We start from the raw sequence: 20,325 nt of genomic DNA on the forward strand, positions 1-20,325 counted from the left end.
AAAGTTGCCTTCGGGTCGAACTTTCCAATTGGTGGCTTGTATTGCCAAACGAACGTCATTATAGGAAAACTCCTGCACAAATGCCCTAATGGAATGCGTGATGGGGGTGCCTTTAGGGGGTAGAGTAAATCTCCTTGGCCGACACGTCTAAATCGTATCCACGTATTGCGATCGCTTTATTGTAGATATTTTCGAACAAAAATAATAACTACTATGGGTCTTTGGAACGATAAATGCAGCTGCCCGCGACGCGGACAACTGCATTTGATTAAAAGTTTATTTTAGAAAGAGGAGCCAGGGATATTGGCAGAGACTTCCTTGAAAGTGTTGGATGCGATCTTCGCTGCATCTGGAATGCGGAAGGTAGCGATATTGGCTACAGGGACATCCACGGTGGGCATGCCTGGCTGAACGAGGACAGGAATTACCTGTGCACCAGGGTTTTTAGTGCCAGAGTTCTTGGTTCCAGAGTTAGTTTTGCCGGAGTTGTTGTTCTGGTTCCCAGGATTGTTGTTGCCACCGGTGTTTCCGCCAGTGTTACCGCCGCCGTTGAGGTTGCAGCGCGCAATGGCTTCGTCCATGCGGCCGATCGCTTCGCGAACTTCGGCGCCGCGTGGGTGAACGGTGGCGACGGCAAGAGCCTGACGCTTCTTGGAGTTGTAGTCAGAAGCGTTGGTGTACTGGGACTTTGCTTGGGAGCAGGAGATTTGGCCAGAAGGCATTTTTGCCAGCACGTCATCGACAACATCGGCAGATGCGATGGCTGGGCTGGCAAGGGTGGCAGTCAGGGCAGTGGCGGCTGCGATCAGCCCGGTCTTCGCGGAAGTGAGTTTTGGCATAAGCGCATTATGTCACACCAGTAACATTTGCGAAACCGCTAGCGAACACTTAAGAATTTGTGCACCAGTGAGTCATAGGCGCGCACAGTTAGTTCCAGATCTTCTAGGTAGAGGTGCTCATCGTGACTGTGCAACTGGGAGTTGGCGCTGGCCATGTCGCGCTCGCGCGCATGCATCGCAAAGCCATAGGCACGTCCACCATTAGCGCCCTCCAAGCGGCGCGCGAAGCGTAAGTCGGAACCACCTGTTGCGTGTACTGGCACTACGGCTGCATCGGGGAAGAATTCCTTGGTGGTGCTGACAATGGCGTCCCACAGGGGGCCATCGGCAGGCGAATGCGTTGCGGGTTCGGTGATGAGGTGCTCGATTTCTACTTCCTCAGCCAAATCACCCAAGGCTGCACGCAGGAAATCGTCCAGATCTTCCTGGGTTTGACCAGGGAACGGACGAATATCCATTTCCAACCAGGCATGCGATGGCAACACATTAATCGCGCCACCGGCGCGCAGGACAGTCTGCGCGATGGTGGTGTGAGAAAACGCATGCGCATAAGCAGAAAGCGCGCCGAACTTTTCGTAGTCGGCGTCGGTGGCGGTGCCATCGATAAGCACTTGCTCCGTTGCCTCATCAAATTTGAACGCCCGAACGAAACCTTCCCACGTCTCATTCGATACCGCCGGTGGCTGCGCGGCCGCAATCCGGCGTGCGACCTCTGCTATCTTGATCACGGCAAAGTCCTTGCCAAAAGGCGTCGAACCGTGCCCGGCATCGCCGTGGACGTGAATACGGCGCTGGCCAGCACCCTTTTCGCCGACATTAAAACCAATCGCATCACTGCCATCTAATGCCGGCAAGTGCGAACCGCCGGTCTCTGATAAGCAATTGCGCCAGGAAAACGCCTCGGGCTGATTCTCCGAAATCCACTTTGCGCCCAACCCGCCGCGGGCTTCTTCATCGGCGAGACCCACAAAAGTCAACGTGCCTTTCGGGCGCGGGCCCTGCGCAATCTTGCGGGTCACCGCTGCCTGGCTGGCGGTAATAAACAACATGTCTACTGCGCCGCGACCGTATAACTTGCCGTCTTCAATCAGCGCATCAAATGGCGGCTTCGTCCATTTGGGCTCATCCACTGGAACTACGTCGATATGGCCCAAGAGCGTCAGCGGCTCAGCCTGCGGATCGGAGCCTTCCACGGTAAACGCCACCGATACTCGGCCCGGATGCGGCTCGAATTTTTGCACTTTCACGTCAGTGCCCTCAAAGAACTTCTCTAACGTTGCCGCATTTCGGTATTCCTCACCCGAATCCGCCGTTAAATCATTCACGCAGGCATTGCGGATAAGTTCCTGCAGCAATTCCAAAGTGTCATCATAAAGGCTCATAACCTGCCATCTTAGTGTGCGAGCAGCCTGCGGGGTGGGCCGTCGACCACCGGGATGTGGGTCAGCGATAGATCTGCACCCACGTGAATCAGCTCGCCGGAGCGGATGCGCTGCCAGTTGCGAGCAGGATCTAGCACCTCACTGGCGATTACCACAGACGGATGAAAGCCCAGTTCCGGAGAGCTGATCCGCATGCCGTGGCTGGTACGCTCTTCAACAGATGCTGGCTGTTTTCGTTGGTCGAGCAGAAATAGCTCATGAGTATCGGGCCAGCGCACAGCCCACATCTCATGCGCCGTGGTGATGATCAGGTTTAAGGCGTAGACCGGCACATTCTCTGCCAGCCAGGACAAAGCCTGGCGCACTCCCTCTACGACATCGCCGCCGGCGCGCTTTGTCTCCCTGGTGATCAGTGCAAAGACATGCTCGGAATCTGTTTGACCCTGCACCCGCTTTAGATCAGCACCGAGGTGTTCTTTAAGCAGCGACAGATCACCGACGATTCCATTGTGAGCGAATAATCGTCCGTCCATCTCGAAGGGGTGAGTATTGCGAGCTTCTGCGGGCGCGCCCGTGCCGTAGCGCAGGTGTGCCAGGAAGGTGCTGCTGCGGCGGTGCTTCGCTTCTTGGGCGAAGGCGGTGTCTTGGTAGGCCGCGATCGGTTCTTTCTCCACCCGGGGTAGTCCATCGGCATCGAAAGTCCCCAGGCCAGTGCCGTCCGGATTGCGGTGGGATTGAAGGATGAGGCTATCTGGGGCATCAAGAAGCCAGAACGATGCGCGCACGCGCTGCTGTCCTGCACTTAAACCGAAAAGTCGGCACATGGCTCCCTCGCTTCCCATGCTTCATTTGCAATTGCCTAATGCCTGAAGTGTCCCACTTTTCCTGAACTTCCGGAACCCTTTGTGAATCCCAATTAAGGTGAGAACATGGAAAGAAAAGATCAGCGACTAATCCGCCACAAGAGATTCGCTCTGCCCATTCCTGAGGTGGTGATTGCCATCGTGGGCTTAATAATGGTCTTTGTATTTCCCGAGAGACAGTATTTTGAGCTCAACGGCTGGGCTGTACTGGCTCTGGCATGCGGTGTGATTGCACTTCCGCTTGGTGTTCCGCTGCTATTTTTCAAAGTGTCATTCTACTGGGGCGACATCACTTATATCATCGTCGGCATATTGCTGGTGAAGTTTGTGATTTCGCTGCCTGATGGCCCCAATATTGGGGCGGGGGCCTTGGCCTTTCTTGGAGTTAGCTTTGTGATCAGTGGATGCTCCCATGTACTGCGTCGCGCGCTAGCTTCGTCTTCTGTGAAGAAGAAAGTCCACAATGAGTAGATCCACAGCGGGCGCGTTCATTATTGCTGTCGCCGTGTTGTGGCAGGGTATTGGTACAGCAGTCGTTGGGCATCGGGTGGAAGCAGAGCTTTCTTTATCGCCGCAATAATTTCGTCCGCAGGCTTTGCGATGCGCAAGGCCGGCAAAAGTTCCGCACTCGGGTTATTGAAGAGTCCTTGTGGGATCAAGATTGCGCTTGCGCTGAATCTGTTTACCGCTGGTGCGTTTTGTTTATTTTATGTCTCAGCCACGTTGATTCCACCGACTGCTGCCAGCGTTATTGAGACCGGCATCGGTCCGTTAGTGGTCGCAGTGTTTGTGGCTTTTGCTGCGCAACGATTTAGCAAATCGCTTATTCCGCCGCTGGTTATTGTGGTGCTGGCCTTAGGCTATTTCTTCTTGGGTGATGTGGATGCTTCCAGCGGAACCGTGGTGGGTTTTCTTTTGGCTATCGCTGCGGGAATGTCTGCGGTCGGCGTGCTGTATTCCTCGCAGTGGGCATCGCAGCTGGGCTTGGACGTTATTTCTATTGCGGCCATCAGGTTTCATCTCGCGTGGATTCTAAGTGGCGTCGTGGCTTTTTCCACCATTGATATGACGTCTTTTAGCCAGGGAGAAATCACATCGACGGTGGCGCTGTCGGTGTTGTGCATTACTTTTCCCATTCTTTTATTGCAGTGGGGGATCATTTTGGCGCCGCCGTTTGTTGCCGCGCTGATTATCGCGGCGCTTCCTGCCGTAGTGATGATTACTGAGATTTTACTTGGCGCGAGCATTAATCCGATTCAGCTGGTGATTCTTTCGCTCATCGTTTTAATAACCATTGGTCAAGCAATTAAACGGTGATGACTCGTATTGGCCTGGGGTTTTAAGACTTCTGCTTCCGGCCCACTGAACGCGCGACGAAGAATCCAACGACGGCAGCAATCACCATGATGATTGCCATCTCAACTATGCCCGCGCCCAGACCAGTGACGGCAACTAGTGCCGTCAAAATGGCGGTGGTGAGCACGAAAGCAAGGATGAAAGCTAAGGACTTAAGGACCCATTTCATTAAAACTACACTCCATGTCCGTGATTAAATCGCCCTCCAGGGTACATTGTGAAAGTATTGTGGGGGTATTGGCTACTTAATTGCCCCACCCACGGAACAACATTTTTTACCAGATATTTATGGCGGGCATACCCATTAGCGCCAGGTCGTTGAGTCGACTCAACGACACCACCGATTTCGGCCATTGGATCAACATTACTGAAGCTTGTGTTTAACCCGCTCACGGAAGTCACACGGTTTCCGCTCCAGCAGAAATTAACAGTCGTTTGCATTTTATAGAAAGTTAACCCGAGGAGGGTTTTAGTGTGCTGCATGCCTGAGGCATATTTACAACCATTTGCGGCATGGGCCGAAGCTTGCAGATTTTGGTTTGATGTTGACTCGATACTAGATGGGCGGAGGTCGGGGACAACTGCGGCGAGTTCTGGATAGTTGTCTTTCAATAGTGAAACCTCGGATGTTAACAGAGGTTCCGAGAAGCCTTTCTCAACAACCTTTACAACCTCATCTGGATAGGCGCTTTTGGGTTTGATGGCGTTAGTTTCTGCAAGCGCTGGTTGAGTAAGGCAGGTTCCACAGATGAAGACAGCAGCAATCGTACAAAAAAGTTTTCTCAATTTTCCTCAATTCGAATATATGGTTAGCCTAACCTAACTTAGGTTGCCCTAAGCCTACGGATGTGTGTGCGGCGTTTCAAGCAGAGTGCGATTTGTCATTTTTGGGGGATGGCGAACGGGGGTGCTTTGGTCAAAGTTGTAGGTAGATTATGGGCTGGGTTGCGGTTCTGGTGGTTTTATTCAGCTCGTGATTCTTGTGCTCATCGTTTTAATAACCATCGGACAAGCAATTAAACGGTGATTCGCATGCTTGAGGCTGCCGCTTTAAGCTGCCGGACTATCCGCTGTTGTGGCGTTGCGATGGGAGTCCTTGTGAGGGAGAAAATTCCTAGGGCGACGGTGATGATGGCGCCAATGATCATTAGGGCAACTACGTTGTGAACCGAGATGAAGAAACCGGCAATATATGAAAGAAACACGAAGCTGTGAATACTGAATACGAAAGCCGGCATGAGAGCAGCGCGGAGCTTTTTGGGTAGGGCATTCATGAGCAAGATGGGCATGAATGTGTTTTGGCCACCGTTGCCGATGCCCATGAGGAGACCAGCGAGGAGCGTAAAAGCGATGTTCCCAGGCTGAAAGAGCAGGGCGATGCCCAAGGCACAGAAGATTCCGGAGATTCCGATACCGGGTCGCATTCGATCTTTAACTAAGAATCCCACGAAGAAGGGTCCGAGCACCAGCCCGATGCTGATGCAAGCGCTAACCAAGCCGTAGACAGCAGGAGCTTCGTTGCGGACGGTCAGGATATAAACCACCAAGCCAACGTTGACGATTGAACCGAAAAACGCTGTCAATATCGGCGGCAGAATGCGTATAGCGACGCCGGGGAGCGTAAATAGCTCTCTTACTGTGGAAATAAATGAGCGCCGGGCGGGAGTTTCCTGGGCTGCTTCATCATCTGCATTGGAATAGACCGGTTTAAGGCATGCTTCAGTAAGGATGATCCCCAGTATCAGAAGTATCGTGGCGCCCCAAAACACGTAATGCGCGCCAAAAGCGTACAGTAGTCCGCCCAATGTCGGTCCAGCCACAAACCCAGATTGCGAATGGTGGTTGTCCACTTATTCGCGGTATCTAGCTCGTCTCTGTTAAATGTTTCTGCGATAAATAGCAGAACGATTGTCCATAGGACACCGCCCAAGATTTCCATGAGGCCACTGGCAATGACTGCAATGACTGGAATGGATGACAAAGCGGTTGCCGCCAGGATTAGCGTAACTAGGGCTTCAGCCAGGAGTGCGTAAATAAACAGTGTCACTAACTCACGGCGACCATCGAGAAGTTTGCTTGAGACCGGGCCGGAGATAAGCGCTCCGGCAGTTGTTACTGCAAACAATAGGGATGGCCAGAATCCTGCGCCGCTGTCGATTTCCAATAGCAAAATGACGGCAATGAGCTCGTCAATAACGCTGGTAGCGCATAAAACAATTAAAGCTAAAGCCCACGTGAGTTTCTGTTTCTTCAATCTTGTCATGCCCTTTGTACAACTTTCCCGCCTGGTGCCAATCCATCGCCCCACGTGTTGAGGGTAGTTGGTAGTTAAGTTTTGCTTCTTTGGAAAAATAATCTCGGGGGAACTGACGGGAAGCGGCTAAATTACCCTACAATGAGGGAATTAAACGGTGTTTAAGTCCAATGATTAAACAGTGTTCAATTGATGGTTTATGCTGCTGTGGCATGACTATCATTGACGTCGCACGCGACAAAGCACTCGAACTAGGCCAGGGACTAAACAAAGAAGAGCTCGTTGAAGTTCTCAACAGCGATGACTCGCAGCTGGAAGAACTGGCGGATATCGCGCACCAAACGCGTTTGAAGTGGTGTGGGCCGGCGGTGGAGGTGGAAGGAATCATCTCCATCAAGACCGGTGGCTGCCCAGAGGACTGCCATTTTTGCTCACAGTCGGGGCTGTTCCAGTCGCCGGTGCGCGCGATTCGCTTGGACATCGCGGAGCTGGTGGAAGCAGCAAAGAAGACGCAAAAATCGGGCGCAACAGAGTTCTGTATCGTCGCGGCGGTGAAATCTCCCGACCAGCGCCTGTTGGATCAGGTCGCGGTGGCAGTCCAGGCCATCGAACGCGAAGTCGAGATTGATATCTCATGTTCTTTGGGTACTTTGACCGCCGACCAGGCGCAGCAGCTGCGCGAGATGGGTGTGAAGCGCTACAACCACAACCTGGAAACCGCGCGCAGCTTCTTCCCACAGGTAGTAACCACGCACACCTGGGAAGAGCGCAAGAACACCCTGGATTTGGTGCGTGGCGTGGGCATGGAAGTATGCTCCGGCGGCATCATCGGCATGGGCGAATCCCTGGAGCAGCGCGCGGAGTTCGCGGTGCAGCTGGCAGAGATTTCCCCGTGCGAGGTCCCAATGAACTTCCTGGATCCACGTCCGGGTACGCCTTTTGCTAACCGTCCGTTGGTACCGATGGGCGATGCTTTGCGCGCGGTCGCAGCATTTCGCTTAGCGATGCCGTCGACCACCCTGCGCTTTGCCGGCGGCCGCGAACTTTCCCTGGGCGATGACGGCACAGAAAAGGGCTTGCTATCCGGTATCAACGCGATTATCGCGGGTAACTACCTGACCACACTCGGCCAGGAGATTGAAAAGGATATTGACATGCTTGGTCGCATCGATCTGCCTATTAAGGCCCTGTGATGACCTGGCCACCACAACTGGGTGAGTTGGCCACGGCAGTGGTGGCTGGTGATGCGCCAATCTTTCATCCCAACACCGGTCAAGAGCTCGCCACCGGGGCCGAGATTTCCCTGCATGCGGCGGCAGCCGCTGGGTTGGATGTCCCGCGCTATTGCCAGTTGTGCGGGCGGCGCATGATGGTACAAGTCCGTCCTGACGGCTGGCTGGCACACTGCTCCCGGCATGGAGATCTAGATTCTTCGTTGCTTGATTCCTGAAGTTCTTAGAGGCTTAAGTGTCGAAGGACATCGGCTAGCCGGAGCGCGCCGCTATCCACGTCCTCTGCCTCGGCAAATTCCGCAGGAGAGTGCGATGTTCCAGAGGGGTTACGCACAAACAGCATGCCGGTGGGGACATGGGTGCTGAGAGTACCGGCATCGTGTCCGGCGCCGGTGTCTAGCACTGGAGCATCGCTAAGCACGCTCTTCATTTCCTTGCGCAACGCGTTATCGAAATGGACCGTGGGGGAGAAGGACTCCTCATTAATACGGATTTCGCAGCCTTCGGCCTTTGCCAGCTGCTGTGCACGCTGGGTTATCCGTTCGACGATGGCCTTGGTGGTTTCATCATCACGGTGGCGGACGTCGATCCACAGATCAACCTGGGAAGCAATCACGTTCGTGCCACCAGGGGTGACCTCGAATCGGCCCACCGTGGCGCGTGCTTCGTCGACACTTTGGCCTTCTTCGCGCACGGCGGAGACGATGTGCGCACCCACTACCGTTGGATCCTGCCTATCCTGCATGCGGGTGGTTCCTGCGTGATCGCCAGTTCCTTTAATGAGGACGTGCCAGCGACCGTGGCCCAAAATGGTGCCGGCGATAGCCACCGGTTGACCAAGGTCTATCAAGCCCTTGCCCTGCTCGATGTGCAGTTCCACAAACTGAGCTAATCGGGATAGGCCCTCTTTATCGGCACCAATTGTGGAATGGTCAAACCCGGCAGCTTCAGCGGCTTCGGCATAAGTGATTCCTTGCGGATCCGTCAGGGCGCGTACCTTCTCCGGAGTGACTGCGCCGGTTGCCAAACGCGAACTTAGACAAGCCAAGCCGAAGCGTGAGCCCTCCTCTTCTGGAAAGACCATCACGGCAATAGGGCGAGAGGGCTCAAACCCTTCGTTCTTTAAGGCCGCGACAGCGGATAGCGCACTTACTACTCCCAGTGGCCCGTCGAAATTGCCTCCACCGGGGACTGAGTCCAGGTGACTTCCGGTACCAATCGCATTAGTTCGTTCCTTGCTAGGGGTATCCCACCACGCCCAGAAGATTCCATTGCGGTCTTGCTCCACCTCTAGTCCAAGGGACGTGGCCTTGTTGATGAACCACTGGTTTAGTTGTTGCTCCGGTGCGGAGAACACCGGGCGGCTATAGCCACCGCGGACAGGGTCTGTTCCGATATCGGCGATTTCACTCAGCAGCGCGCTCGGGGTGATATTGATTGTTCTGGTCATGGTTAGGCCTCCTGGAGGAATCGTTGCGGATGGGCGCGAAAGAGTTCGCGTGGTTGTTGAGTGTTGGTGCTGGTAACCAACTCATAGATGGTGCTGCCGATTAAGGGTGCGAATTTCGCGCCTTGTCCGGAACAGGCAGAGACAATGGTGATGCCTTCGGCGCGGTCGATGATCATGTGGTCATCAGGGATACTTGTGAAAATACAAGTGGTTTCCGCGTACGGCGTCGGATCAAGGCCTGGGCAATTGGCTTTCACAAAGTCAATGACGCGGTGACGGTTTGCTGCGTCAATGATGCCGTCTTGGTCTCCGGCATTTCTAATAACGCGGCCACCGTTATATTCGGCAACTTTCTGTCCCCGGAATCCGGCGTCACCGCCACCGGGGAGTGCATAGCCCTGGAAACCGGGTTCTTTGGAAATGAGGCACGGCCAGGAGGTGTAGTTGCCTAGCGGGGTCTCTCCCCAGTCTGCGGTATCGCGATAGTGGAAATGGTAGGCGTTTTCTTGGCGCACCTGAATCTCTGGCATTCGCTCCAAGAATCCTTGCGGCAACTGGAGATTGCCCAGTAGTTTCGGTAGCCAACCGCCGCTGGCAACGATGACCTGTTCTCCCTCGACGGTATCGCCAGTAGTTGATGTTACGCGATACCCCGTGCCGTGGCGGGTTACTGATTCAACTTCCCAGCCGCAACGCAAATGAGCACCAGCCGAGATTGCCAGATTGTTCATGGCGGCAACAGACTCACCCGCGTTGATGACTCCCGCGCCGGGGTGCCAAAGAACCGGGCCTGAGAAGTTGAACTGTGGCCAGCGTTGTTGGGCTGATGTGGCATCGAGAAGCTCGTGCTCTATTCCTTCCAAGCTCAGAAGGTTGGCCAAGTGTTCCGGATTGCGCACCGAGCCGGTATCTAAGCAGCCAGAAGGGGTGATCAATCGCTTTCCGGTGATAGCCTCCAGCTCATTCCACTGCGTGCGTGCTTCTTTGACGAGGCTCGTGGTGGGCTGATCCATGTACGGGTAGCGGAAAATACGTGCTGACCCATGGGAACTACCGGAGTCGGAGGCGGGGATGGAGCGTTCAAGAATGATGACGTCTTTTCCGCTTTGGGCAAGGCGCCACGCGGCTGCGGTTCCGAAGAGGCCGGCGCCGATGACGATGTATTGCGTGCTGTCGTGTGCCACTTTGAGGGCCTTCCTGAGAGTGTGTCTGTCCGACATGCTTGACGTTATGGCGGTTCCGTGATTAACTCCAATACCAATTAGTCGATAGTTAATAGCGAATGGATATCATTGCACCATGGAGCTTCGACAACTGCGTTATTTCGAGGCCGTAGCCGATGAATTGCACTTCGGAAGAGCGGCGCAGCGGCTGCATATGTCGCAGCCTCCGTTGAGTGCACAGATTGCCCGGCTAGAAAAAGAACTGGGCGTTAGCCTTTTTGATCGCGCCAACCGGCAAGTGCGGCTTACCCCAGCAGGATTGCATTTGCAGCAGCGTTTGCGAAGCATTCTCGGGGATATTGATGACACGGTCCAGGAACTTCGCGAATATGCCCGGGGTGCGGTGGGGCGGGTGTCAGTGGGGTTTGTAAGTTCCGCCAACTATGTCTTGCTGCCGCAGGTCGCATCCCTATTTTCCCAGCGGTACCCGCAAGTGGCTTTGAGTCTTTATCCCTTGACCAGCCACGAGCAGGTAGACGGGCTGCGGTCTGGGCATATTGACATCGGCATTGTGCGTGATGAAGCACCGGCGGAGGGGTTTACCTCCACTGCGCTTTATTCCGAGGAGCTAATGGTCTGTGTTCCGGAAGATCATCGCTTGGCACAACAGTCAATGGTGCATCCAAGTGAATTGGTGGATGAACCACTGATCACCTATCCCCGCCGGCTCATGCCAGGGTTCTCGCACAAGTGGGAGGAAGTCTTCGGCCACGATGCCGGGCACATGAACGTGGTGCGCGAAGTAATTCACCATGAAACCTCCCTCGGTTTTGTCGCCGGTGGTTGGGGAGTAAGTATCCTGCCTGAATCCGTTCGTTTTCTACTTCCTGCCTCCCTGCGTCTAGTCCGAATAGAGGGATCGCCTAAGTCTTGGCTGAATGCTGTTCGGCGTGCAGAGGACGTTCCTCAGGTGGGGGATCCTGCGGACCGCTTTGTGGAATGTTTGCTGGAAGTCGCAGAGTCCGAGCGCGGCTAAGCAAAGCCCGTATTTAAGTCGCTGAACAGCAGTGTGGTTACAGTCACCCCTTTAAAACCTGTCGATCTATAGAAATCTGAAATAGGATACCTATAGACCGATAGATAAAGGCGGTCTGACCAACTTCGCAAAGGACTCTAAAATGGAAGCGGCTGATATAGCATGGGTCATGGCGGCGTTTGCCCTGGTGTCGCTCATGTTTCCTGGACTCGCGTTCCTCTACGGAGGAGTGATGGGTCGAAATTACACACTGAATATGTTCATGATGGTCATGAGCTCTGTCGGGGTGACAGCAGTGGTTTACGTACTCTACGGCCACGGACTTGTGCTCGGTGATTCACTGGGTGGGCTGGGGATAATTGGTAACCCCACGGAGCTCCTCGGGTTCTCACCCATGACCTCCGATGACGGTGGGGGCGGAACAATCTGGGGAGCTTTCTACGTGCTCTTCGCGGCAATCTCCGTGGCCCTGGTGGCTTCCGGTGCAGCAGGGCGCATGAAGTTTAGTGCCTGGATGGTCTTCGTAGTCCTGTGGGTGACCTTTGTGTACGCCCCGCTGGGGCATTGGGTATTCGCCATTAGTGATGAAGCGGCAGGATACATCGGCGGATGGATGATTAATGTCTTAGAATTCCACGACTTCGCCGGTGGTACCGCTGTGCATATGAATGCTGGCGCCGCTGGACTGGCGTTGGCACTGGTACTCGGTGCGCGTCGGAATCAGAATGTTCGACCACACAGTCTGCCCCTGACCTTATTGGGTGCGGGGCTAATTGCGGCGGGGTGGTTTGGCTTTAACGGTGGTACTGCCGGCGGCGCGAACTTCCTGGCCGAGTACGTCATCATGACCTCATTGCTGGCTCTAGCCGGGGGCATGCTGGGCTACATCTTCGTGGAACGAATGCGAGATGGTCACTTCACCCTTCTGGGTCTAAGCACCGGCATGATTGCTGGACTCGTAGGTATTACTCCATCCGCAGATGCCGTTGGCCCGGTCGGAGCATTGCTCGTAGGCTTCTCGTCTGCGGCTGCTGCTTGCTGGGCTACAGGATTAAAGCGTCTGTGGAATATCGATGACACTGCCGATGTCTTCGCAGTACACGGTGTTTCCGGAATCGTCGGTGTCCTCTTCGTCATGCTGGTGGGAAATCCGGACGCACCAGCTGGCGTGGCCGGCGTGCTGCGCGGGGGAGACCCGGCGATGCTCTGGCGGGATCCGCTTGCCATCGTGGTCACCCTGGCCTTCTCCTTCGGCATGACCTGGCTTCTGGCAACCATTGTGGACAAAACCATGGGGATTCGCATTAGCGCCGAAGAAGAGGAAGCCGGAATTGACGCCTCCATTCACGCTGAGTCGGCCTATTCCGATAGCGGAGCCCGTCCAAGTCTGCCTAGCAATCGCACAGCAACCACAAAATAACCTCCCTCACTTATCTGAAAGGACCACACCACATGAGCTCTGCAATTGATTTTCTTTACCTCAATGAAAAAGACATGGTTTCCGCGGGCGTGACCGATATCGGTCGCTGCGTCGACGTTATGGAAGAAACCCTGATTCTTCTGGCGCGCGGTGACTACCGCATGGCCGGAGCCTCCGCTAACTCGCACGGCGCCCAGGTCAACTTCCCTGCGGCTCCGGAACATGAAGGTATGCCCTCCGATGGTCCGGATCGCCGATTCATGGCCATGCCCGCTTACCTGGGCGGACGCTTCCGCAACTCAGGCGTTAAATGGTACGGCTCGAACACTGAGAACCGAAAGAGCGGTCTGCCTCGTTCTATTCACGTCTTCGTGCTTAACGATGCCGACACTGGCGCACCACTTTCCATTATGTCGGCGAACCTGCTGTCGGCGTACCGCACCGGTGCTGTCCCCGGGGTCGGAGTAAAGCACCTGGCAGTCAAGAACGCATCCACCGTAGGAATCATTGGTCCTGGCGTCATGAGCCGCACAATTCTGGGTGCAGCCCTATCGCAGCGCCCCAGCATCAACGAGGTAAAGGTCAAGGGACGCTCGCAGGGCTCAACCCAAAATGCCGTTGACTGGATCAAGGAGTCCTATCCCCAGATCGACAATGTCCGGGTTGTTGACACCGAGCAGGAAGCTATCGAGGGCTCAGACATCGTCATTGCTGGAACCTCCACGTCATCAGAAGGCCCGAGCGGTTTCCCGTACTTCAAAACCGAATGGATCAAGCCCGGTGCTTTGCTGCTCATGCCGGCTGCTGCCCGCTTAGATGATGATTTTATTGCCTCCGACGCCGCTGAGCTGGTGGTTGATTACACCGGACTGTATGAAGAATGGTTCAACGAAAACGGCCCGAATGTTACTTATGAGGAACTGTTGGGTATTCCAGGTAACCGTTGGTGGGACATGATGAAGGAAGGCAGTTTGCCTACCGATGCCCTGCACAACATCGGTGACATCGCCGACGGCAAGGTTCCGGGGCGTATCAATAACGAGCAGATCTTCTGTTTCTCCATCGGTGGCATGCCCGTCGAGGACGTCGCATGGGCTACCGAAATTTATGAAAACGCTAAGGACAAGGGCATCGGTACTGAGCTCAATCTTTGGGACACACCGGCGCTCGCATAATAATGACGGCAGTAAACTAAATTGTCATGGCTTTCCATGATGAAGCAGTAGAACTCGCTCACCGCTCCGCATTGCGCTCCATTGCGCGTGTGGTCAGCGATATTGCCTCGCCGACGCCGCCGGAAAAGGCGCTGGGGGACATCGTTAAGCAATTGCGTAACGGCCCTGCCGCCGTGCTCACGGGAGCTGGTGTCTCCACCGATTCTGGCATCCCGGATTACCGCGGTCCGCAAGGCTCTTTATCGCGCCATCGGCCGATGACCTACCAAGAATTCCGCTATGACCCTGCTGCCTCGCACCGTTATTGGGCGCGCAGTTTCGTCGGTTGGCGCGTGATGAATCAAGCACGTCCCAACCGCACGCACTATGCCCTGGTGGAGTTGGAGCGCGCCGGGCTGATTAATGGTGTTATTACGCAAAATGTTGACGGTCTGCACAAGGCCGCGGGCACGCGCACGCTGGTTCCGCTGCATGGCGATATGGAAACCGTGCTGTGCCTGGAATGCGGCAATATCGAAGACCGCACGGAATTTGATATCCGCTTGGGCGCGCTGAACCCCGGCTACGTGGAATCGCTGATTGTCAGCGCCGATATGGTCAACCCCGACGGCGATGTCACCTTAGACGATGCCGCTATTGCGCGCTTTCAGATGGTCGGATGCACGCGCTGTGGGTCCAAGCTGTTGAAACCCGATGTGGTCTACTTCGGCGAATCGGTGCCGAGTAAGCGCAAGAAGGCCGCATATTCGCTTATCGATGCCTCCTCGTCCCTCCTTGTCGCCGGCTCCTCCCTGGCGGTGATGAGCGGGATGAGATTCGTTTTAGAAGCCCGCAAACAAAATAAACCTGTTGCCATTATCAACGGCGGGCCAGGCCGTGCAGATACCCGCGCGACGACCTTGTGGCGCACCCAAGTTGGCCCGGCCTTTGATGAACTTCTAGACGCATTGGACCTGTCCTAGTTTGCGCCCAACACGGAACCAATCTGGCGCAGGATAGTTCGCGCGATGACGCGTACGCGTTTATCCACCGGCAAATCGTGGTGTAGAACGACTGCGCGGCGGTCAAAGTCCTGGACGTAGATATTGCGCACGGTGCCGTTTTTAACCTTGTCAGGCGCTAGGAAACATGATTCTGGGGGCACGACCACGGCATCCGAGCGGGTGACGATGTTGGTATAAGTTACGCCCTCTTCCAAGTCACCATCCCGGTTAACTTCATCAAGGATGCCGCTGCCGACGATTTGTTGCGCGCCAGCTGAGCCAAAGTAGGCATCGATGACCGATTTCATGACGCTATCGGCCCGGCGATTGGTCACCAGTGGAGAGAGAATTCCGCCCTGGGTGGTGCCGTGATTCGGCGTGCCGATGCACACTAGGTGCTTGACGTACTTCGCCCCGCCCAATAGGCGCATCCAATAGCGTGCGACCAACCCGCCTTGGGAATGGCCCATGATGATGACTTTCTTCGCCCCCGTGGTGTGCATGACCGCTTGGATATAGGCGCCAACCTGCGCGGCTGAATCCGGAATCAGGCCTGTGGCGCGCGTGCCATAATCGGGTGCGAATACTGCCCAGCCATCTTCGCGAAGGTCAGCTCCTAAAAGCTGCCAGATGCCCTTGGAATCACAGGTGCCGTGCAGCAAGATGACCGGCCAGGGGCGCTGCGCGGATAAAGTTGCCGTCCAGTCATCTTCAAAGATGCCGCGGGGTTTTAGCCGTGCGCCCAGCGGTAGCGAGGATACCGTGCTGCCAGAACCAGCCTGCTCCGTTCCTTCATTCGAGGTAGTAACGCCCGCACGCGTAGTGGTTGTGTTGTCGTCTTCGCCGGTGGTGTCAAAGCTTGCCTGCTGTGAGGGATTGGCGTGCAGCCGCGCGGCAATCTCTGAGGCGACTTCATCGCGTAAAGACACCGCGGGTGCGGTATCCGATACGCCGACCCGCCGCGGGTCATTGCGCCATTCCCGAAGTCCCGATATGGCATTTTCAATGGGCGCTAATGGTCTTGGTGCACTTTCTTCCTCACTGCTATTAGGCGTGAGGAAACTTTTCAGGTGCTCGGAAATGACAGCGCGTAATTCGGCTAATGAATCTTGAGCGGGCAAAAGGCAGCCTCCCATTCATGGTGCTGCACTTCATTCTAACTATCTTCGTCCGAGTGCATTGTTTAGTGATTGATTGTGATAGTTTTATCGTCCAGAATGTGTTTAGGCAAGCCTTTCCACATTAAATTCAGAAGTATTTTCAAACGTCTGACCTGCATAAATGAGAATAAACTCCCCCATATCAATAAAAAGTTTGAGAAAAGGGGTTGACGATATCTCACGATGATGTAATGTTAGCCTTGCCTAATCACGGGCGGCACGATGTAGGAGATGCGCTCCACACCCTGCATTGTGTCGGAGATTAGTCATGGGGAGAAGGGCTCGTCAGTGCGCAGCTGGCGGGCCCTTCGTTATATTTAAGTTCTTTTTCTAGCGCTCAACCGGCTGGTAACCATTAGGGGTTTCAATCAGCAGCTCAACATCATCAGGCGAGGGAATCAGGTCAAGATCTGGGTTAACCGCGCAGATCTCTTCCCACCGCTCTTCCTGCTGCGGGGTCCAATCAGGCGTGCGTTCAATGTTGACGCTGTCAAGGTAGCCATCATCAATGAAAAACTCGATGGTGAAGGGGAGATCCTCAACCGCGGTGAAGGTGCCGATGACGGGGAAGCGGTAATTGCCTGGCACTACACGTGGGGTGTGATTCGGGACGTGGAACTGAGCGGCGTCAAAGTCAGGTGCTTCGCCGTCCCAGTGGTAAACGCTTGCTTCAGCCAGCTGCTCACGCAACTGTGGGGCCGCGAATTCATCGGTTGCTTCTAGTAGCGTGCTGATGATTGCGCGCAGATTATCTGGAACTTCATGCAACGTGCGGTTCGGAGCAGTTGGAGCAAAGTCTCCAACGTCTTGAATGCCGAAGCTCCCGCCATCAAAACGGCGCCCGAGCCACCATGCTGCTGCCGCAAAGGCTCCGCCGCCGGCAGCCAACCACAGCCGCGGGTGAGATACGCCAGTGCGCCTAACTGCGTCGTGTAAACGCGCATCAAGGCCTTCGCTGACTTCAGCGACCCCCATAACCGCGCCAGCAGTACCGGTTGTAATCGCTGCACGCCCAATGGGGCCGATGACATCAAAGTCATCCTCATTGACCGGCCGCAGGCCAGCATGCATGCTCCACGCAGCTAGTCCGGCAATCGTGCCGCGATGCGCTAACCGGCGGCCTGTGGTCAGCTTGCGTGGTTCCACCAATGTCAGTGCCGTGACTGCGCCAGTGGAGACCACACCGTGAAGAAGGCTGTGGGGGTTATTGAGCTTATTTAAGATTTGGCGAAGTTCCATGTCTTAGAAACTACCTGGAAAGCTATCGTGAGTTAGCGCCGGCTCTTGAAAAATCCCAGCAGGATATGGCGCAGCATGGCGATGAAAACAACTCCCCACACGGCAACCGCAATCCATAGTGCAACTTCCCCGAAGGCTTCGACCACAGGCAGGTTATCCACGCGGCCTAAGGTAATCGAAGCGACGGAGAACATTCCGATGGGAAAGACCATAGACCACAGGGTAGGGGTGTATTTCAAAGGAATCCGGTGCACGAAATGCCGCCACACGCCGGCACCGATGAGCACTGGAATCAGCCACAGACAGAAGCTCCAGAACACGGCGATGGTGCTTTCGATGAGCGCGCGCGTGGCGTCAACCATCGGGCTGGATTCAATATTGACCACATTGGTTCCCGCAACCACCGCAATCGCCAGCGCGCCCATGGCTACCCAATAGGGTGGTTCAAATTCTAGGGCGCTAATGCCGTAGTGAATAATCCGCAGCAGCACCAAAATCGCCATGCAGCCATAGAGTGCCACGCCCACCGACCAAGAAAGCACGGTGAGAAGGCCCAGCCACCTTTCATCGCCAGGTAAAAAGGGCTGTGCATTCGCGAGCCCGAGTGCCACAGATTGACTCGCCACGGCCCAAATAAACCAGGTGCCGTTGGTGCGCGACAGAATCGGTTTGCCGTCGCGGGTCATAAAGACCTGCCAGGGCAAAAGGTACCCAAAAATAAACCACAAGATAGCAGCAAAAATGACCAGCGGAACCGCCAGTCGATAATGACCAGAATGCAAAAGGCGCACGGCTAAAACGCCGGTGCCAGCCACAACGGTGAAATAAGCAAAAGCCATTTCCGGGCCGCGCAGGTCGTGCAGCATTGCTTGTCGATGCGAAATTGCCCGCCACACATACAACACCCACAACACCACATAAGACACTGCGGCGATCCACAGCAGCGCGGTCGAGAGTGCCTCAAAACCTACTAAGTACAAGCCGACGGAAACAATGCCCGTGCCCATGACCAGCGCGAAATAGCCCGGCGATAACCGCTCTAAAGAATCAGAAAACACGCCCCTAAACTTATCTGGGGCGTGTTCCTGCAACTGCTCATTCATGTTGCTTACTTTAGCGGTTACTAGCCAATACCCACCAAGGTTGCAACAGTTGGAAGGAAGAAGATGATCAGCGCGCCGCCGATGATGTCGAAGCTGATGCCGGTGCGGATCATGCGCGCGATGGAAACACAGCCGGAGCCATAAACAATGGCATTTTGTGGCGTGGAAATCGGAAGCATGAAGCCAAAGGATGCGCCGAAGGTGGCGGCCATCGCCGGGATGACGGGGTCTACTCCTGCGGCCATGGCGAGTGGAACCACAATCGGCACGGTGACAGCCGCTGCAGCAGTATTACTGGTGGTCTCCGAGATGAGGATGGCCAGCAGCACCGCCATCGCCGTGATGACTAGAGCACTAGATACGCCCAACATGTTGTTGAGGCCAGAACCGATGGTTTCCGCCAGACCGGAGCTGCCCAGCATGGCGCCGAAGATCATGCCGCAACCGAACAAGATGATGGTGCCCCAGTCAATCTTGGCCGCATCTGACCAGTCCAAGGTGTACTGCAACTTCCTTGATTCAACGGGCAGGATAAACAGCAGCACTGCGCCCATGACAGCGACGATACCTTCGTTCAGGCGTTCATCGACAAGCTCATAAATAGCGGAATCGGTACCGGTGAACATGCCCAAAATCGCGGGGAAAATCCACAAGAATACGGTGATGGAGAAAGCAATAACCGTGTTGATTTCTGCACGCGACATCTTTCCTTGCTGCTCTTTATGCTTGGCGACGAATTCCGCCACGCCTTCAATGCGACGGGTCTCTGGGCGGTTGACTAGGAACAAGATGACGGTCAAAGCCAGCATCATGCAGGCACAGATGGGAAGCGCAGTCATGACCCACTGACCGAAGGAGATACGTACGCCGGTAGCCTCTTCAATCAGGCCGCGGCCAATCAGGTTGGGTGGCGCGCCCACAGGCGTGAGCAGGCCGCCAATCGATGCGCCATAGGCAAGCATCAACATTAATGCAGCACCCACGCGCAGGCGCAGTGGATCGAAGTCTTCTTTAACAATGCCCTTATCCTGCATGAGCTGCGCGATGACAGTCAGAATGCCCAGTGCGGTTGGAAGCAGCATGGCAACTGTTGCGGTATTGGAGACAAAAGCTGACAACACACAGGTAATGCCACCAAATGCCAAGATGATGCGCACGGTGGAGTTGCCCACGCCAGGCAGTCCCAGCACGAAGTACGCCAGGCGTTGCGCAACGCCGTGCTTGAGCATGGCCTGGGCCAGGATGAATGCGCCGATGAAGGTGAAAATCGTGGTGGAACCGAAAGGCGCGAGCACTTCTGATGCCGGGGCAGTGCCGATGAGCACCATCAATCCGACACCCAATAATGCTGTCACCGGGATGGGCAGGGACTCACACAGCCACAGCAAAATGACGCCGACCAAAACCGCCGCGACTTTCTGCTGGGTGGGTTCCATGTCATTGGGAACGTACAGCATGAACAGAAAGCCCAGTGGGGCGAGGAAGAATCCAGAGACCCGTCGAATAGTTTCAAACTTTTCTTCCGCAGGTGATAATTGTTGCTGCTCTAGGCTGCGGTAAGTTCCTCCGCTGAGCAGAACTTCCGTCACATTCGTGCGGATTGACCGCGTGCTGGCGGTCATGGTGTTGTTGGGCATTTTCATGCCTCCCTCCTGATAGTTGCTAGTATC

The 20,325-nt window shown here is 55.2% G+C and carries 21 protein-coding genes; 8 read left to right on the forward strand and 13 right to left on the reverse strand.

Features of this window, described 5'->3' with window-relative positions:
• Window positions 1-281: 281 nt before the first annotated feature.
• Genes C5Y44_RS09455 through C5Y44_RS09465 form a run of 3 tightly spaced genes read right to left on the reverse strand, consistent with a single transcriptional unit; the run spans window position 282 to window position 3,045 of the window.
• Window positions 282-839, reverse strand: coding sequence for a hypothetical protein (locus C5Y44_RS09455; RefSeq protein WP_105324716.1), 558 nt, complete (start codon window positions 837-839; stop codon window positions 282-284).
• Window positions 840-877: 38 nt separating this feature from the next.
• Entirely contained in the window at window positions 878-2,221 is a 1,344-nt protein-coding gene (locus C5Y44_RS09460) for a M20/M25/M40 family metallo-hydrolase (RefSeq protein WP_105324717.1), read from the reverse strand.
• A gap of 11 nt (window positions 2,222-2,232) precedes the next feature.
• Window positions 2,233-3,045, reverse strand: a complete 813-nt coding sequence (locus C5Y44_RS09465) for a class II glutamine amidotransferase (RefSeq protein WP_105324718.1) — start codon at window positions 3,043-3,045, stop codon at window positions 2,233-2,235.
• 105 nt (window positions 3,046-3,150) lie between these two features.
• Here C5Y44_RS09465 and C5Y44_RS09470 point away from each other — a divergent pair, with 105 nt between their 5' ends.
• Window positions 3,151-3,555, forward strand: coding sequence for a hypothetical protein (locus C5Y44_RS09470; RefSeq protein WP_105324719.1), 405 nt, complete (start codon window positions 3,151-3,153; stop codon window positions 3,553-3,555).
• Window positions 3,556-3,684: 129 nt separating this feature from the next.
• Window positions 3,685-4,401: an EamA family transporter gene (locus C5Y44_RS13500; RefSeq protein WP_233189941.1), complete on the forward strand. Its 717-nt coding sequence runs from the start codon at window positions 3,685-3,687 to the stop codon at window positions 4,399-4,401.
• A 22-nt stretch (window positions 4,402-4,423) separates the two neighbouring features.
• Here C5Y44_RS13500 and C5Y44_RS09480 read toward each other — a convergent pair whose 3' ends face one another.
• The 4 genes from C5Y44_RS09480 to C5Y44_RS13270 form a co-directional block, all read right to left on the reverse strand.
• Window positions 4,424-4,609, reverse strand: coding sequence for a hypothetical protein (locus C5Y44_RS09480; protein ID WP_105324720.1), 186 nt, complete (start codon window positions 4,607-4,609; stop codon window positions 4,424-4,426).
• A gap of 5 nt (window positions 4,610-4,614) precedes the next feature.
• Complete coding sequence (locus C5Y44_RS13265) at window positions 4,615-5,226, reverse strand: hypothetical protein (RefSeq protein WP_146108491.1); 612 nt, start codon at window positions 5,224-5,226, stop codon at window positions 4,615-4,617.
• Between the two features lie 230 nt (window positions 5,227-5,456).
• Window positions 5,457-6,260 carry an MFS transporter gene (locus C5Y44_RS09485; RefSeq protein ID WP_158255480.1) on the reverse strand — a complete coding sequence of 268 codons (804 nt, stop codon included), beginning with the start codon at window positions 6,258-6,260 and terminating at the stop codon, window positions 5,457-5,459.
• Window positions 6,182-6,748, reverse strand: a complete 567-nt coding sequence (locus C5Y44_RS13270; protein WP_369831084.1) for a hypothetical protein — start codon at window positions 6,746-6,748, stop codon at window positions 6,182-6,184. Before C5Y44_RS13270 ends, C5Y44_RS09485 begins: the two co-directional genes overlap by 79 nt.
• A 158-nt stretch (window positions 6,749-6,906) precedes the next feature.
• Between C5Y44_RS13270 and bioB the strand changes: the two genes are divergently transcribed.
• Both bioB and C5Y44_RS09495 read left to right on the forward strand, forming a co-directional pair.
• Complete coding sequence (bioB, locus tag C5Y44_RS09490) at window positions 6,907-7,887, forward strand: biotin synthase BioB (protein WP_105324722.1); 981 nt, start codon at window positions 6,907-6,909, stop codon at window positions 7,885-7,887.
• Complete coding sequence (locus C5Y44_RS09495; protein WP_105324723.1) at window positions 7,887-8,144, forward strand: hypothetical protein; 258 nt, start codon at window positions 7,887-7,889, stop codon at window positions 8,142-8,144. Before bioB ends, C5Y44_RS09495 begins: the two co-directional genes overlap by 1 nt.
• A gap of 5 nt (window positions 8,145-8,149) precedes the next feature.
• Here the strand turns inward: C5Y44_RS09495 and C5Y44_RS09500 are convergent, their stop codons facing one another.
• Together C5Y44_RS09500 and C5Y44_RS09505 are read right to left on the reverse strand one after the other, a co-directional pair.
• A complete protein-coding gene (locus C5Y44_RS09500; RefSeq protein ID WP_105324724.1) occupies window positions 8,150-9,376 on the reverse strand; it encodes an allantoate amidohydrolase in 1,227 nt (408 codons plus the stop codon).
• Window positions 9,377-9,378: 2 nt separating this feature from the next.
• The gene (locus tag C5Y44_RS09505) at window positions 9,379-10,560 is read right to left on the reverse strand and encodes an FAD-dependent oxidoreductase (RefSeq protein WP_105324725.1); all 1,182 of its coding nucleotides are present in this window, start codon (window positions 10,558-10,560) and stop codon (window positions 9,379-9,381) included.
• A gap of 115 nt (window positions 10,561-10,675) precedes the next feature.
• Between C5Y44_RS09505 and C5Y44_RS09510 the strand changes: the two genes are divergently transcribed.
• From C5Y44_RS09510 to C5Y44_RS09525, 4 genes are all read left to right on the forward strand, one after another.
• Window positions 10,676-11,575 (forward strand): LysR family transcriptional regulator, encoded by a 900-nt coding sequence (locus C5Y44_RS09510; RefSeq protein ID WP_105324726.1) that lies wholly within the window; start codon window positions 10,676-10,678, stop codon window positions 11,573-11,575.
• Window positions 11,576-11,717: 142 nt separating this feature from the next.
• Window positions 11,718-12,995, forward strand: coding sequence for an ammonium transporter (locus tag C5Y44_RS09515; protein WP_105324727.1), 1,278 nt, complete (start codon window positions 11,718-11,720; stop codon window positions 12,993-12,995).
• 32 nt (window positions 12,996-13,027) lie between these two features.
• The gene (locus C5Y44_RS09520) at window positions 13,028-14,170 is read left to right on the forward strand and encodes a tyramine oxidase subunit B (RefSeq protein WP_105324728.1); all 1,143 of its coding nucleotides are present in this window, start codon (window positions 13,028-13,030) and stop codon (window positions 14,168-14,170) included.
• A gap of 26 nt (window positions 14,171-14,196) precedes the next feature.
• On the forward strand, window positions 14,197-15,132 hold the full coding sequence (locus tag C5Y44_RS09525; protein WP_105324729.1) for a Sir2 family NAD-dependent protein deacetylase: 936 nt from the start codon (window positions 14,197-14,199) through the stop codon (window positions 15,130-15,132).
• On the opposite strand, the gene C5Y44_RS09530 is transcribed toward C5Y44_RS09525, so the two are convergent.
• The 4 genes from C5Y44_RS09530 to C5Y44_RS09545 form a co-directional block, all read right to left on the reverse strand.
• A complete protein-coding gene (locus C5Y44_RS09530) occupies window positions 15,129-16,289 on the reverse strand; it encodes a triacylglycerol lipase (RefSeq protein WP_199186025.1) in 1,161 nt (386 codons plus the stop codon). The two genes, C5Y44_RS09525 and C5Y44_RS09530, sit on opposite strands and share 4 nt — an antisense overlap.
• 354 nt (window positions 16,290-16,643) lie before the next feature.
• Entirely contained in the window at window positions 16,644-17,552 is a 909-nt protein-coding gene (locus C5Y44_RS09535; RefSeq protein WP_105324730.1) for a hypothetical protein, read from the reverse strand.
• Between the two features lie 32 nt (window positions 17,553-17,584).
• Window positions 17,585-18,655 carry a tellurite resistance/C4-dicarboxylate transporter family protein gene (locus tag C5Y44_RS09540; RefSeq protein WP_105324731.1) on the reverse strand — a complete coding sequence of 357 codons (1,071 nt, stop codon included), beginning with the start codon at window positions 18,653-18,655 and terminating at the stop codon, window positions 17,585-17,587.
• Between the two features lie 20 nt (window positions 18,656-18,675).
• Window positions 18,676-20,277: a DASS family sodium-coupled anion symporter gene (locus tag C5Y44_RS09545; RefSeq protein WP_199186030.1), complete on the reverse strand. Its 1,602-nt coding sequence runs from the start codon at window positions 20,275-20,277 to the stop codon at window positions 18,676-18,678.
• Between the last annotated feature and the right edge of the window lie 48 nt (window positions 20,278-20,325).

This window comes from Corynebacterium sp. J010B-136, from assembly GCF_002967075.1.
In the GTDB taxonomy this organism is placed as follows: Bacteria; Actinomycetota; Actinomycetes; order Mycobacteriales; family Mycobacteriaceae; genus Corynebacterium.